The following is a 13,919-nucleotide window of genomic DNA, read 5'->3' on the forward strand; positions in this document are numbered from 1 at the left end:
GAACGGAGGATTCCGGGGCCGCGGTTCGGCCCGCGCCGGGACGGGGGAGGGCCCAGGCGGCTCGACGACGAGTCTGCCCGGGCCCTCTTGCGCGTCGCTTGGGTTCGGCTGGATCCTGGATTCCGCCGGGCCGGCGGCACGGCACTCGGCACGGCACTCGGTTCGGCACTCGGTTCGGCCGCGAAGAGGCCGACCGCGAAGCGGCCGGGCACGAAAGGGCCGACCACGAAAAGGCCGGGTGCGAGACGGCGCGGAAACCGCGCGGAATTACCGGCCGGCTCACGGCCAGCTGTCGTCCCCCGCGCCTGCGGTCGCACTCCACGGGGCCGGTTCACTGAGCTCAGGCATGGTTCTTCCTCGCTGTGGTGGACGGTTATCGACCGACTAGAGGCCCGGTATAGGACCGACTGCATCATTCTTACTGTGGCAAGTCGGCCACGGGTGACTCAAGGATTCCGCGCTGGCTCCTAGTTGCCTGGCACGTTATCCGTCCGGTCTGGCAACCGCCTATACGCCCGAGGGGGATCAGAGGCATGGTCGAACCCGTGGAGATCGACCCGGATTTCGCGCAGTTGGACGAGGTGAGCGCGTCCGCGTACCGGCAGGCCGCCCAGACCGGGCGGTTCATCGCCGGCGACGTGGCCAGGGCGCTCGGCCTGCCACTGCCCGCGGTGGTCCGGGCCCGCGACACCCTGCTGGAGCTGCGGCTGCTGCAGGAGATGCCGGGCGACCCGGAGGTGCTCACGCCGGTCAGCCCGGACGCGGCCGCCGCCCAGCTCACCGGCACCGTGGAGAACCAGATCCTGGGCCTGCAGCAGGCCGTCACCTCGATCCGCTCCACCGTGCTGTCGCTGATGCCGGCCTACTTCGAGGGCCGCCGCCAGCGGAACCGGATCGACGACCTGGACCTGATCACCAACGCCGAGACGGTCCGCTCGATGCTGCACACCCACCGGATGACGGCCCGTCGGGAGATCCTGGCGGTCCAGCCGGGCAACCTGGCCACCGAGCAGCTGTCCGGCATCCTGAACCCGATGCTGGCCGCCCTGGACCGCGGCGTGCGGCTGCGCACCATCTACCAGCACACGGCCCGCACCGACCTGGTGAAGGCCTCCTACGTCCGCGAGGTGAGCGCCCAGGGCGCCGAGATCCGCACCACCGACGAGGTGATCGACCGGGTCATCGTCTACGACCGGGAGGTGGCCTTCCTGCCCGAGCAGCACCTGCGCGACCCGGGCCGCGGCGCCCTGGTGATCCGCGAGCCCAACCTGGTCGGCTTCATCTGCGGGGTGTTCGAGCACCTGTGGCAGCACGCCACCCCGTTCGAGCCGGAGAACTCCGTCCCGCAGCCGGTGGGCGACGACCTGAAGCGGTCGATCCTGCGGCTGATGAGCCAGGGCCACAAGGACGAGCTGGTGGCCCGCCGGCTCGGCATGTCGGTGCGCACCTGCCGCCGGCTGATCGCCGAGATCGCCGACGAGCTGAACGCCACCAGCCGCTTCCAGGCGGGCGCCCGGGCGGCCCAACTCGGCCTGCTGGAGGAGGATGTCACTGCCTGCCTGGCCACTAGCTGACACCGGCGCGCAGTGCCGCGGCGCCCGCCCCGCGGGCACCATGGCGAGCAGGGGCGCACGAGCAGTGAGATGAGGAGCCATGCTGCAGGACGGACTCGGGGACGTGCTGGAACGCGGCACGGCGATCCGCCACTTGGTGCACCAGTCGCCCGACTGGGACCGCTACCTGTTGGAGACGCCGTCCACCGGTGAGGAACGCTTCACCCTGGCCGGCCGGATGCCTGACCACCATCCGCTCTTCAACGACGGTCCCGGTACCTTCCACGACCTCCAGGTCGTGGCCGAGCTGATCGGCGAACTGGGCGAGTTCGTCGGTCAGCGGTACTTCGGCATCGCCGCCGCGCGGACCGGGCTCTGCTACCGCTTCGACCTCGCGGTGACCGAGCTGGACCACTGGCGGGTGGAACCCGCGGGCAACCGGCTGACCACCCGGCTGCGGGTGCTGCCGGTGCACGAGTTCGGCGGCGCGCCGCGCAGTCTGGCCTTCCACTACGAGCTGGAGATGGACGGCGCGCCCTGCTGCACCGGTTCGGCGGACATCGTCTTCCTCACCCCGGTGCTGTCGCGCAGCTACAGCCGGCTCAGCCGGGGCCGGGCGCTGGCCCTGCTCCAGCAGCAGGACGCGGAGGACCCGCCCCGGCTGTCCACCGAACCGGTGGCGCCGCTGCTGGTCGGGCGCGGCAAGCCGGCCAACGTGCTGGTCGCCGAGCCCGCGCTGCTGACCGGGCCGCGCCTGGTGACCCAGGTGCTGGTGCCCGAGTCGCACCCGGCCTTCCCCGAGCAGCAGCACACTCCGGGCCTGCTGCTGCTGGAGGCGGTGCGGCAGGCCGCCCTGCTGGCGGCGGGGCAGGTGCGCGGGCTCGACCCGGAGCGCAGCACGCTGGCGGGCGTGCGGATGCACCACCGCGGCTACGCCGAGCCCGACCTGCCACTGCGCTGCTCGGTGCTGCCGGGCGTGCTGGAGCGGGACACCGCCGGTCGCCCGGTGGTGCCCCTGACCCTGACCCTGACCCAGCACGGACGCACCGTCGCACAGGCCGGCGCGACGGTGGTGCAGGACTTCTGACGGCGCGTCAGCCGCGTTGTCGGGCCAGCTCCTCGGCGATCGCGGCGACCGCCTCCTCGTCCAGCATGTTGTCGAAGTCGGTGTGCCGCAGCCGGCCGAAGCCGGCGTCGTACACCGCGGCGGAGACCACGTACTCGTCCAGCCGGAAGGTGCGGAACCCCCACTCCTGGTCGGTGCCCGGGGTGCCGTCCGGCCGGTTCACCTGGACCGGCCGGTCGTCCGGACCGAAGCCGAACTCGGTGAACCGGAACGCCATGCCCTGGGCGATCGCCTTGCTGTAGGCCTCCTTCAGCGTCCACAGGCGCAGCAGCGCCTGGTTGGCGTCCCGGCCGCGGCCCACCTCCTCGGCCAGCAGCCGCATCTCGTCCTGGGTGCAGACGTGCCGGCCCATGCCCTTGGCGTAGAGCTGCCGGTCCGCCCGCTCGGCGTCCACCCCGATCAGGCCGCGGGTGGTGAGCCCGACCAGCAGCAGGTCGTCGGTGTGGCTCAGGCTCACGTCCACCTGGTCGCAGCCGCGCAGGTACGGGCGCCCGGTGGGGCCGTAGCTCAGCTCCACGTCGGCCGGGTCGCCCGCGCCCAGCGACTTGCCGGCCGCGTACTTGAGCAGCAGCCGGGTGGCGGCGAACCGGTCGCGCAGCTGCGCGTGCGCGATGTCCAGGTACTTGGTCCAGTCCCGCCCGAGCAGCCGGCGCAGCTCGGGCCCCTCCGGTTCGGGCGGCCGCCAGTGCGGCAGCCGGGCGTGGATCAGCACGGTGCCCCGGGTGGCCAGGTCCTCGACCACCCCGGACCAGTCGTCGTCCCGGTGCCGGACCAGCCGGGCCTCGGGGATCACCGGCGGCAGCCCCGGTCCCGTCCGCGCCGCCATCAGATCCGCTCCAGGGCCAGGCCGGCCTTGATCCACTTGCTGGACTCCACCACGATCGCCAGCGCCCGCTGGTTCTCCTTCAGCAGCGGCATCAGCTCCGCCAGTTGCAGGAAGGGCATGGCGTTGCCGGTGTTGCCGGTGGCGGACACGCAGGAGACCTCCTTGACCCCTTCGAGGCCCAGGTGGTCGACGATCCGCTGGGTCATCCGGCCCGACAGCTGGGGCGGCAGCAGGTAGTCCACGTCCGCGTCCGACCAGCCGAGGCCGTCCAGCAGCTCCCAGAGGATCTCCACCGACATCTGCGGCAGGCTCTCCTCGATCGCCTTGTAGTCCTCGTAGAGCATCGGCCGCTCGGTGTCCCGGTCGGCCGCGCCGTACCAGTCGACGACCTGGCCGATCGGCCGGCCGCGCCCGGTGAAGCGGTTGAGCACCGCGCGCAGCGCCACCCGCTCCCCCACCGGCTCCGAACTGAGCACCGCGGCCCCGGCCCCGTCCCCGAACAGCACGTAGTTCACCAGCTCGTCGGTGGGCAGACGACTGATGTTCTTGCGCACGTCGAGGTGCTTGCTGGTCACGTCGCCGCCGATCACCAGGCCGTGCCGGTGCCCGGCGGCGATCAGCGACCGGCCCAGCTCCAGCACCTGGACCGCTCCGGAGCAGCCCGCCTGGACCTGGTAGACCGGCAGGTGGTTGAACTGCAGGGTGTCGGCCACCTCGGTGGCGGTGGTGGGCAGCAGGGTGTCGGGGGTGGTGCTGGAGACCACCAGGAAGTCCATGTCGGCCCCGCTCAGGCCGCTGGACTCGAGCGCCCAGTGGCCGGCCTCGGCGCACAGGTCGGCCAGCCGGTACCGCACCTCGCCGGTCTCCAGGTCACGGGCGAAGTGGCGGGTTCTGGTGCCGACGAAGATGTCCACCCACTCGTCACTGACCCCGAAGTGCCTGCCGAGCTCCGTGTTGTCCACGGGCTTGCCCGGCAGGGCGGTGCCGACACCGGCGAGGTAGGTCGGCTTCTGACTCATGATCGCTAACTCCTTCCGACAGGCTCTACGGCCACCTGGACGGTGATCCACTCGTTGAGGAACTCCGCGATGGTGGCGACCGAGTTCAGCGCCGGCAGCAGTTGCTGCACCGAGATGTCCGCCATCTGCGGCATCCGGGCCTCCAGCACGTCCTTGAGCTGCATCAGCATCACGGAGTCGAATCCGAGGTCCTGGTAGAGGCGGGTGGCCGGGGTCACCCGGTGCGCCTCGTAGTCGCCGACCTCCCGCACCGCCTCGATCACCAGCCGGGTGACCTGGTCCTCCGGCCGGGCGGCCGCCGCGCTCTGCGCGATGGTGCGCGGGGCGGCGGCGGGGGCGGCGGCGGGCGGCGCCTGCGGGGCGAGCTGCGGGCTGGCCCAGGGCCGCTTCCAGTACCGGGTCTCGGCGCTGAAGGCGTAGGGCACCAGCCGTTCCAGGGTGCGCTGCTCGGCCGGGTAGCAGGCCTCCCAGGCCGGGTCCAGGCCCGCCAGGTAGAGCTCGGCGACCAGCTCGGCCAGCGCCCGCGCGCCGGCGTCCGGGCCGGGCGAGGCGGCCAGCAGTCGGCCGCCCTCGGCGAGGTCGGCCCCGGCCAGCTGGTCCAGCAGGTCGATCCGGGCACCGATCTCCACCACGTGGGTGGGCGCCAGCGACTCGTTCAGCGCGGCGAAGGCCTCGTGGAAGTGGACCGCGGTGAAGGCCTGGGCGCTCCAGTAGGCGGCGTCCAGCTCCTCGTCCAGCAGCAGCCGGCCGCGCAGCGTGGAGGCGAACGGCAGCGCGGGCACCGCCGGGGTGACCGTGCCGGCCACCGAGGCGAAGTCGGCGCGCTCGGGCAGCGCGTGCGCGGCCAGCAGCCGGGCGGCGGCGTCCAGGTCCAGGGCGCCCGCGTGCACGGCGGCGGCGTACTCGCCGACCCCGTGGCCGAGCACCCCGGCCGGCTGCACGCCGAGCTCGCGCAGCGTGCCGGCCAGCGCGTAGCCGACCGCGAACTGGGCCGGGCGGGCCAGCGCGCCGCGCGCCGCGCGCTCGTCGCCGGCCAGCAGCAGGTCGCGCACCCCGACACCCAGGTACGGGCCGAGCGCCGCGTCCGCCTCGCCGAGCAGCCGGCGGTAGACCTCGTGCTCGCCGTACAGCCTGGCGGTCATCCCGGCGCACGCCGCGCCCTCGCCGCTGAACAGGAAGACGGTGACCGGCTTGCGCCCCGGGCGCTCGGCGATGCCGGCCCGCAGCAGCTCGTCCTCGGCGGCGGCACGCAGCCTGCCGGCCAGCTCCACGGTGTCGCCGGCCACCACCGCGGCCCGGTACGCCAAGCCGGTCTTGACCCGGTTGCTGCTCCAGCAGAGCGACGCGGCCTCGCCGCGCGGGCGCCGGCCGATCGACTCGGCGGCGGCGGCCAGGTTGCGGCGCAGCGCCTCGGGGGTGTCGCCGGTCAGCGTGAAGACTCCGCAGCCCACCGCGCCGTCGGTGCGGCGCGGACGGCGCACCGGCTCCGGGCGCGGCGGCGCGGCCAGCACGGCGTGCGCGTTGGTGCCGCCGATGCCGAAGCTGCTCACCCCGGCCAGCACCTCGCCCGGTGCCAGCCGCAGCGGTGCCTTCAGCAGGCTCAGCCCCCGGTCCGCCAGGCGCAGTTGACGGTTCTCCTGGTGGCCGAACCGGCTGGCCGGCACCATCCGGTGACGCAGGCTCAATGCGGCCTTGATCAGTCCGGCGATCCCGGCCGCACCCTCGGTGTGGCCCAGGTTGCCCTTGACCGAGCCGATCGCGCACGGCAGTTCGCGCTCCACCCCGTGCACCAGGCCGAGTGCCCGGGCCTCCAGCATGTCGCCGAGCACCGTGCCGGTGCCGTGCGTCTCCACGAACCGGATCTGATCGGCCGTCACCCCGGCTCTGCGGTAGGCGGCTTCGAGCACCGCCTGCTGCGCCCACGGGTTGGGCGCGGTGATGCCGTTGCTGCGCCCGTCCTGGTTGACGGCGGTGCCGCGGATCACGGCGTGCACCGGCTGCCGGTCGGCCAGCGCGTCCTCCAGGCGGCGCAGCGCCACCAGGCCGACGCCGTCGCTGCGCACGATGCCGTCCGCCTCGGCCCCGAACGGCAGGCAGTGGCCCTGCGCGGAGGCCAGGCCCAGGTGCCCGTAGACCACCCCGAGCGAGGGGGTGAGCACCAGGTTGACCCCACCGGCCAGCGCCAGGTCGCACTCGCCGGACAGCAGCGAGTTGACGGCCAGGTGCACCGCGACCAGCGAGGAGGAGCAGGCGGTGTCCACCACCAGGCTGGGCCCGGTCAGGCCCAGGTGGTGGGAGATCCGGTTGGCGGCCATCGCGCCGGTGCTGCCGACCCCGAACTGGGCGTTCACCCGGGTGTGGTCGGGCAGGTGGAGCTGGGCCCACTCGCTGCCCATCATGCCGACGAAGACACCGACGCCCTGCCCGGCCAGCGAGCGCGGGGCCCGGCCGCTGTCCTCCAGGGCGCGCCAGGCGCACTGCAGCAGCAGCCGCTGCTGCGGGTCCATCGCGGCCGCCTCGCGCGGGGCGATGGCGAAGAACGCGTTGTCGAAGACGTCCGCGGCGTCCAGGAAGCCGCCCGCGGTCATCGCCCCGCGGCTGCCGCCGGGCACCTCGCGCGGGTCCCAGCGCTGGTCGGGGATCGGGCCGACCGCGTCCGCACCGCGCATCAGCAGGTCCCAGTACGCCTCCGGATCGGGTGCGCCGGGAAAGGCGCAGTCCAGGCCGACGATCGCGACGGCGGGCATCAGTCGTCCACTCCGACCGGACCTGCTTGCAGGGCGGCCAGGTGCACCACCAGCTCGTCGACGGTCGGCCGCTCCCACACCAGGATCGGGTCGACGTAGATCCGCAGCTCGTCCTCCAGGTCGCCGCACAGGCTGAGCGCGTCCACCGAGCTCATCCCGTACTCGGCCAGCGGCACCTGCGGGTCGAGCTCGACGGCGGACTTGCCCAGGTACCCGGAGAGCCGCTGGACCAGCCACTCGCGCATCGCGGCCTCGGCCGCGTCCTTCCCGATGATCGTCTCGTGCATGATCGGCAACTCCTTCGGCTCAGCCGGCGACGGGGGTGTTGTACAGGTCGAAGCTGCGGCGGTCGCCGAACCGGGCCAGCACCTCGTGGTGGACCCGGGTCTGGCACTCGGCCGGCACCTCGGGCACCCGGGCGCCCAGCGCCCGGGCGATCTTGCGCAGGGCCAGCACGGCCCAGGCGGGCGAGGCCAGGAACGGGTCGCGGTCGTCCTGCTGGTGCCACCACCAGACGCCGACCACGGCGGCCGCGGCCAGCACCAGGGTGTACCGCTCGGCCAGCGCGAACGCGCCCGGCCCCACCGGGGTGCCGTGCGCGGGCACCGGCAGCGCCAGCAGGCGGTCCCGCAGGTCGCGCAGTTCCTCGGTCAACTCCCGCACCAGGGTGGCGAAGACCCGCAGCAGCGGGGTGTTGGCGGGCAGTGCCGAGGCGACCGCCACCAGGACCGCGGCCAGGCTGTCGTGGCCGGAGGCGATGTCCAGCTCCTGGTAGCGGAACGGGCCGAGCGGGTCGCCGGGGCGGAACAGCTCCGGCGGTGCCTCCTGCTCGTTGAACCAGGAGTGCCGTGCCAGGCCGCGCAGTTGCGGCAGCAGGGTGGCCTGGCAGGCGACCGACCCGGCGTGCCCCAGGGTGATCACCTGGAGGTCCCGCAGGTGCTTCTGGAAGGCGCCCAGGGTGCCCTCCCGCACGTACAGCTGGGAGCCGAGCACGATCGACAGGTCGTACATCGTGTTGCCCAGCACCCGGGGCAGCAGGTACTTCACCGCCGCCGAGTAGAGGCTGGTCTGACCCGGCAGCAGGTGCACCGCCCGGGTGGCCACCATCGCCAGCGCGTCGAAGAGCAGCAGGTCCACGAAGGCGCCGGTGAGCGCGCCGGCGGTGCGCTGCGGGTCCAGCGCCTCGCGGGCCGAGGGCCGCGAGCCGTCCTCGTACTGGCAGCGCACCGCGATCCGCAGCGACGCGTCCACCGCGCCGACGGACAGCGCGGCGGCCAGCGTGCGGCTGATCTGGAACGAGCGCAGCGCCGTGGCCAGCCCGCTGCCCTCGGGGCCGAGCAGGCTGTCCCGGCTGACCCAGTTGCGCTGGCCCAGCTCCAGGCCGGCCCACTGGCAGCCGCGCATGCCGACCGCCGGCGGGTACGGGCGGACGGTGAACTCCCCCGGCAGCTCGGCCGGATCGATCAGCATCACCGAGTGGCTGCGGCTGCCCTGCTCGTGGCCGCGGCAGAACAGCGCCACCGCCCCGGCCCGGCCCAGGTTGTTGATCATCGGCTTGCTGCCGCTCAGCAGGAAGCCGCCGCCCGCCGGGGTGGCCCGGATGCCGCTGCGCACCAGGTCGTTGGAGTGCGCGGTCTCGTGCTGGGCGATGGACACCTTGCCGCCGGCCAGCAGCAGTTCGGCCGTCCGGCGGCGCTGCCGCTCGGTGCCGGCCATCCACACGTCGCTGGCGCCCATGAAGGACATGAAGCCGTAGCCCATGCCGACCGAGACGTCGCGGCGGAAGACCGGCCGCATCACCCGCACCAGGGTGTCGACCGAGTCCAGCCGGCCGCCCAGGTCGAGCGGCACGTACTCGGCGCTCATCCCGAACTCGTCCAGCAGGTCCTCGGCCTCGCCGGAGAGCTGGGCCCGCCGGTCGGCCTCCAGCAGCCGGGTGTACCCGACCGGGTTGCCCGGCTCGGTCGGGTCGCCGAACAGCTCCTCCAGCCGGGCCACCCGCTCCGGGACCGGCAGCTGGGCGAGGGGTCGGCGCACCGCGGTGGTCATCACTGCCACGCCCCGAGCCCGGCCAGCTCGTTCGGCCGCACCAGCGCCCGCACCTCGGGCTCCAGGATCTCGTAGGCCCCGGTCAGCTCGCCGCTCAGGAACCGCTCGCGGGTGCGGGCCCGCCGGATCTTGCCGCTGGTGGTGCGCGAGACCGAACCGGGCTTGACCAGCAGCACGTTGGCCGCCGGGATCGCGAACTCCCGCCCGATCAGCGCCTGCACGGCGGTGGCCTTCTCGCGCAGCCGGGCCCAGTCGGCCTCGCCCGCCCGCACCTCCTGGACGATCACCAGCCGCTCCACCCCGGCGTCCACCGTGAAGGCGGCACCGAACGAGAAGGCCGGCCCGAGCTCGCGGATCGCCCACTCGATGTCCTGCGGGAACAGGTTGCGGCCGTTGATGATGATGGTCTCCTTGAGCCGGCCGGTGATGTACAGCCGGTCCTGCTCGTCCACCGTGCCCAGGTCGCCGGTGCGCAGGAAGCCGCCGGCGACCGGGGTGAGCGGGTGCTCGACGGTGGCGTGGAAGGTCAGCCGGCTCTCGTTGGGGCGGTGCCAGTAGCCCTGGGCCACGCTGTCGCCGCCCACCCAGATCTCGCCCACCTCGCCGGGGCCCAGCTCGGCCCGGCTGACCGGGTCGACGATCCGCAGGTCCAGGTCGACCACCCGGCCCACCGAGACCACCGGGCGGGTCTGCGCACCCTCGGCGGCCGGGACCACCCGGCCCTGCTCCAGCGCGGCCGCGTCGGCCGCCAGCTCGGTGTACGCCTCGCCCGGCACCGGTCCGGAGACCATCAGGGTGGCCTCGGCCAGGCCGTAGCAGGGGTAGAGCGCCTCGGGGCGCAGGCCGTTCTCGGCGAACCGGGCGGCGAACGCGTCCAGGGTGCTGGAGCGCACCGGCTCGGCACCGTTGAAGGCCATCCGCCAGCTGGACAGGTCCAGGCCCTGCTGCTGGGCCGGGGTGATCCGGCGCAGGCACAGGTCGTAGCAGAAGTTGGGGCCGCCGCCGGCGGTCACCCGGTAGTCGGAGATCGCCTGCAGCCAGCGGACCGGGCGCTTGAGGAAGCTGGTCGGCGACAGCTGGACCGCCTTGCCGCCGATCCACAGCGGGTGCAGCAGGTGCAGGATCAGGCCCATGTCGTGGAAGTGCGGCAGCCAGCCGCCCAGCACGTCGCGCTCGTCGGTGCCCATCGACTGCTGGATCACCTGCTGGTTGGCGATCAGGTTGGCGTGCGAGACCATCACGCCGCGCGGGTCCGCGGTGGAGCCCGAGGTGTACTGCAGGAAGGCCAGGTCGTCGCTGCCGGTGCGGACCGGCTGCCAGGCCTCGGGGTCGCCGAAGCCCGCGGTGTCGGTGGCCAGGCAGACGGTGTCCGGCACGCCCTCCATGGCCAGCCAGAGCGAGATCTCCGGGGCGTGCGCGGTGTCGGTGAGGAAGAGCGTGGCCCGGGTGTCGCGGATGATGCCGCCCAGGCGCTCCAGCTGCCCGTGGCCGCCCGGCAGCGTCGCGGGCACCGCGACGGCGCCCGCGTACAGGCAGCCCAGGAACGCCTGGAGGAACTCGGGGCCGGCCGGGTAGAGCAGGACCACCGGCTGTCCCTTGACCCCGTAGCCCTGGATCCGGTGCGCGATCCGCCGCGCGGCCGTGTCCAGGTCGGCGTAGCTGCTGGTGTCCGGCACCAGCTCGCCCTCCCGCTCGCGCAGGAAGACGTGGGCCTGGGCGTCGGCGGCGGCCTGGGCGCGCTCGCGGACCACCTCGGTGAAAGTCGACGGCTCGCGCATCAGTTCCCCCTTGGTCGTGCTCGCTCGGTCAGCGTTGTCCCGGCCAGGGTGCCCAGCACCCCTAAAGGGCAGCTTGCGGACCCTCGTTCGAGCCCTCGGCCGGTGAGCGGCGCCGCCCCGCACTCCTAGAGTGGCCAGGGAGCCGAAAGGGGGGACACGAATGAAGTTCCGGATCCTTGGACCGCTGGAGCTGTACCAGGACGGCGCCGAGGACACACCGCTGACACCGGGGGCCGCCAAACTGCGGGTGGTCCTGGGCACGCTGCTGGCCCGGGTCAACGAGGTGGTCTCCGCCGATCGCCTGATCCACGAACTCTGGGGCGACCTGCCGCCGCGCACCGCGGCCACCACGCTCCAGGTCTACGTCTCGCACGTGCGCAAGTTCCTGGACGCCGCCGACCCCGGCTACGGGCGGCGCGCCCTGCTCACCCGGGCCCCCGGCTACCTGATGCGGCTGGATCCGGACCAGCTCGACCTGACCGCCTTCGAGCGCCTGCACCACACCGGCCGCGCGGCCCTGGCCGCCGAGGACTACGAGCAGGCCGGCGAACTGCTGCACAGCGCGCTGGCGCTGTGGCGCGGCGAACTGCTCGCCGGCACCCCGCTGGGACCGATGCTGGAGCGGATCGCCAGCCGGCTGGGCGAGGAGCGCACCACCGCGCTGGAGCAGCGCTTCCGGGCCGACCTGCAACTGGGCCGGCACGCCGAGCTGATCGCCGAGCTGCAGAGCGCCGCCGCCGAGCACCCGCTGCGCGAGGAGCTGCACGGACACCTGATGGTGGCGCTCTACCGGGCCGGCCGCCAGGGTGACGCGCTGCAGGCGTTCACCGAGGTCCGGCGCACCCTGGTCCGGGAGTTGGCGGTGGAGCCCGGCGTGCCGCTGCGCACGCTGCAGCGCCGGATCCTGGCCGCCGACCCGGAGCTGCTGCTGCCGCCCGGGGTCACCGCCGGCGCCCCGGCACCCGGGCCGCGGCTGCCCCGGCAGGTGGTCGAGGCGCTGCCGCCGGCCGACCCCGCCTTCGCCGGCCGGACGGCCGAACTCGCCCGGCTGGCCGAGCTGCTGACCGAGGCGCGGGACCACACCGGGGTGCTGCTGACCGGGGCCTGCGGGGTCGGCAAGACGGCGCTGGCGCTGGCCGCCGCGCACGCCGCCGCCCCGCTGTTCCCGGACGGCCGGGCCTACCTGGACCTGCACCCCGGGCACCCGCTCAGTGCCGAGGAGGCACTGGTCCGGGTCCTGCGGCTGGGCGGGATGCACGATCCGCTGCCCGCCGACCCGGCCGCACTGCGCTCGCTGGTCACCCAACTGCTGCGCGGGCGACGGCTGCTGCTGGTGCTGGACCACGTGGCCGGCGCCGACCAGGTGCAGCCGCTGCTGGACGCCGGCGCCATCGCCCTGGTGGTCGCCCGCCGGGCGCCGGCCGGGCTGCGCGGGCTGGCGCCGCTGGTGCTCGGGGTGCTGGACGGTGCCGAGGCCCGGGCCGTGCTGCAGTTGCCGGACACCGACGGCGAGGCGGCGGCGATCGCCGAGCAGTGCGACCACCTGCCGCTGGCCCTGCGAGCGGCGGGTGCGGCGCTGGTGGCCCGGCCGCACTGGACCACGGCCACGCTGGCCGAGCGGCTGCGCGGGGAGCGGACCCGGCTGGCGACCCTGCGGGTGGGCGATCCCGACCTGTCGGAACGCCTGCTGACGCAGTACCAGGACGCCCCCGGGGAGCAGCAGTCGGCGTTCCGGCTGCTCGGCCTGCTGCCCGCGCAGCCGTTCGAGCTGTGGGCGGCCGCGGCCGCCCTGGACCTGCCCCCCGAGGAGGCCGAACTGGCCCTGGAGGCCTTGGTGCACGCGGATCTGCTGCGCCCGGCCGGGGCCGGGGCGGGCGGCCTGCACGACCGGTACCGGCTGCCGGCGCTGCTGCGGCCGCTGGCCGTGGAACTGCTCGGGCCCGGCGGGACCTCGGCGTCCGGTCCGGCCTCGGCCGCACTGCGCCGGATCTGCCGGGCCTACGCCGAACGGGCCGCGGAGGCGGACGAGTTGATCACCCCGGGCCGCCGCTCGCAACCCGCCGCGGTGACCGGGCGGATCGGCGCCCGGCCGCTCGACTGGTTCGCCCGGGAGCGCCGGGCGCTGGACGAGGTGCTGCGCGCCGCGCACGCCGCGGGCCTGTGGGCGCTGGCCGCCGACCTGGCGGAGAGCCTCACCGGCTACCTGGAGACCTGCGCCGCCTGGGCGGACTGGGAGCGGGTGCAGCGCCTGGCGCTGGACGCGGCCGACCGCCTGGCGGACCAGGGCGGGCGGGCCCGGGCGCTCCGCTCGCTGGCCGACCTGGCCTGGCAGCAGGGGTACCTGGCCACCGCCGAGGACCTGTACCAGCAGGCCAGGCAGGCAGCGGCCCGGGCCGGAGACCAGCGCCAACTGGGCCGGATCCTGGTCGGACTGGGCGACGTCCAGCTCGGGCTGGGCGACCGGCCGCGGGCCACCGCCCTGCTGGACCTCGCGCTGGCGGTGAGCACCGAGCACGAGGACACCCGGGGGCGGTACGACGCGCTGCGGGCGCTGGCCCTGCTGGCCCTGACCCTGCCGGGCGGGGCGGCACTGGCCGAGCGCCGGCTCACCGAGTGCCTGGAGCTGGCCCGCCGGCTGCGCGACCGCCGGCTGGACGCCTACACCCGCCGGATCCTGCGCGACGTGCGGGCGGACCGGGCGGGCGAACCGGCGGCGCCCGGCCTGGAGGTCCGGCCGGGCGTGTGGCGGCTCGCCGCGGCGACGCCGGGCTGACCACCCGTCAGGCCGACGGCCGGCCCCGACCCGCGCAGGGTCGGGGCC

The 13,919-nt window shown here is 74.4% G+C and carries 9 protein-coding genes; 3 read left to right on the forward strand and 6 right to left on the reverse strand.

Translation table 11 applies throughout. The annotated features are described in order from the left end of the window. The first annotated feature begins 533 nt into the window (after nucleotides 1-533). Both ACFW1A_RS29290 and ACFW1A_RS29295 read left to right on the forward strand, forming a co-directional pair. Complete coding sequence (locus tag ACFW1A_RS29290) at nucleotides 534-1,574, forward strand: hypothetical protein (RefSeq protein WP_380413892.1); 1,041 nt, start codon at nucleotides 534-536, stop codon at nucleotides 1,572-1,574. A gap of 79 nt (nucleotides 1,575-1,653) precedes the next feature. After that, complete coding sequence (locus ACFW1A_RS29295) at nucleotides 1,654-2,640, forward strand: AfsA-related hotdog domain-containing protein (protein ID WP_380413896.1); 987 nt, start codon at nucleotides 1,654-1,656, stop codon at nucleotides 2,638-2,640. Nucleotides 2,641-2,647: 7 nt separating this feature from the next. Here ACFW1A_RS29295 and ACFW1A_RS29300 read toward each other — a convergent pair whose 3' ends face one another. Genes ACFW1A_RS29300 through ACFW1A_RS29325 form a run of 6 tightly spaced genes read right to left on the reverse strand, consistent with a single transcriptional unit; the run spans nucleotide 2,648 to nucleotide 11,098 of the window. Then, nucleotides 2,648-3,505: a 4'-phosphopantetheinyl transferase family protein gene (locus ACFW1A_RS29300; RefSeq protein WP_380413899.1), complete on the reverse strand. Its 858-nt coding sequence runs from the start codon at nucleotides 3,503-3,505 to the stop codon at nucleotides 2,648-2,650. Next, nucleotides 3,505-4,524, reverse strand: coding sequence for a 3-oxoacyl-[acyl-carrier-protein] synthase III C-terminal domain-containing protein (locus ACFW1A_RS29305; RefSeq protein WP_380413901.1), 1,020 nt, complete (start codon nucleotides 4,522-4,524; stop codon nucleotides 3,505-3,507). Before ACFW1A_RS29305 ends, ACFW1A_RS29300 begins: the two co-directional genes overlap by 1 nt. A 5-nt stretch (nucleotides 4,525-4,529) precedes the next feature. Continuing rightward, nucleotides 4,530-7,271 carry a type I polyketide synthase gene (locus ACFW1A_RS29310; RefSeq protein WP_380413903.1) on the reverse strand — a complete coding sequence of 914 codons (2,742 nt, stop codon included), beginning with the start codon at nucleotides 7,269-7,271 and terminating at the stop codon, nucleotides 4,530-4,532. Then, a complete protein-coding gene (locus tag ACFW1A_RS29315; RefSeq protein ID WP_380413905.1) occupies nucleotides 7,271-7,558 on the reverse strand; it encodes an acyl carrier protein in 288 nt (95 codons plus the stop codon). Before ACFW1A_RS29315 ends, ACFW1A_RS29310 begins: the two co-directional genes overlap by 1 nt. 19 nt (nucleotides 7,559-7,577) lie before the next feature. After that, entirely contained in the window at nucleotides 7,578-9,320 is a 1,743-nt protein-coding gene (locus ACFW1A_RS29320; protein WP_380413911.1) for an acyl-CoA dehydrogenase, read from the reverse strand. Then, complete coding sequence (locus tag ACFW1A_RS29325) at nucleotides 9,320-11,098, reverse strand: fatty acyl-AMP ligase (protein ID WP_380413907.1); 1,779 nt, start codon at nucleotides 11,096-11,098, stop codon at nucleotides 9,320-9,322. Before ACFW1A_RS29325 ends, ACFW1A_RS29320 begins: the two co-directional genes overlap by 1 nt. Before the next feature lie 160 nt (nucleotides 11,099-11,258). Here ACFW1A_RS29325 and ACFW1A_RS29330 point away from each other — a divergent pair, with 160 nt between their 5' ends. Next, a complete protein-coding gene (locus ACFW1A_RS29330; RefSeq protein WP_380413909.1) occupies nucleotides 11,259-13,871 on the forward strand; it encodes a BTAD domain-containing putative transcriptional regulator in 2,613 nt (870 codons plus the stop codon). The last annotated feature ends 48 nt before the right edge of the window (nucleotides 13,872-13,919 follow it).

Source organism: Kitasatospora sp. NPDC058965 (genome assembly GCF_042741245.1).
GTDB lineage: Bacteria > Actinomycetota > Actinomycetes > Streptomycetales > Streptomycetaceae > Kitasatospora.

Excerpts from the sequence above, each read along its gene's own strand:
- ACFW1A_RS29290 (WP_380413892.1), top strand. The coding sequence starts at position 534 with ATGGTCGAACCCGTGGAGATCGACCCGGATTTCGCGCAGTTGGACGAG.
- ACFW1A_RS29295 (WP_380413896.1), top strand. The coding sequence starts at position 1,654 with ATGCTGCAGGACGGACTCGGGGACGTGCTGGAACGCGGCACGGCGATC.
- ACFW1A_RS29300 (WP_380413899.1), bottom strand. The coding sequence starts at position 3,505 with ATGGCGGCGCGGACGGGACCGGGGCTGCCGCCGGTGATCCCCGAGGCC.
- ACFW1A_RS29305 (WP_380413901.1), bottom strand. The coding sequence starts at position 4,524 with ATGAGTCAGAAGCCGACCTACCTCGCCGGTGTCGGCACCGCCCTGCCG.
- ACFW1A_RS29310 (WP_380413903.1), bottom strand. The coding sequence starts at position 7,271 with ATGCCCGCCGTCGCGATCGTCGGCCTGGACTGCGCCTTTCCCGGCGCA.
- ACFW1A_RS29315 (WP_380413905.1), bottom strand. The coding sequence starts at position 7,558 with ATGCACGAGACGATCATCGGGAAGGACGCGGCCGAGGCCGCGATGCGC.
- ACFW1A_RS29320 (WP_380413911.1), bottom strand. The coding sequence starts at position 9,320 with ATGACCACCGCGGTGCGCCGACCCCTCGCCCAGCTGCCGGTCCCGGAG.
- ACFW1A_RS29325 (WP_380413907.1), bottom strand. The coding sequence starts at position 11,098 with ATGCGCGAGCCGTCGACTTTCACCGAGGTGGTCCGCGAGCGCGCCCAG.
- ACFW1A_RS29330 (WP_380413909.1), top strand. The coding sequence starts at position 11,259 with ATGAAGTTCCGGATCCTTGGACCGCTGGAGCTGTACCAGGACGGCGCC.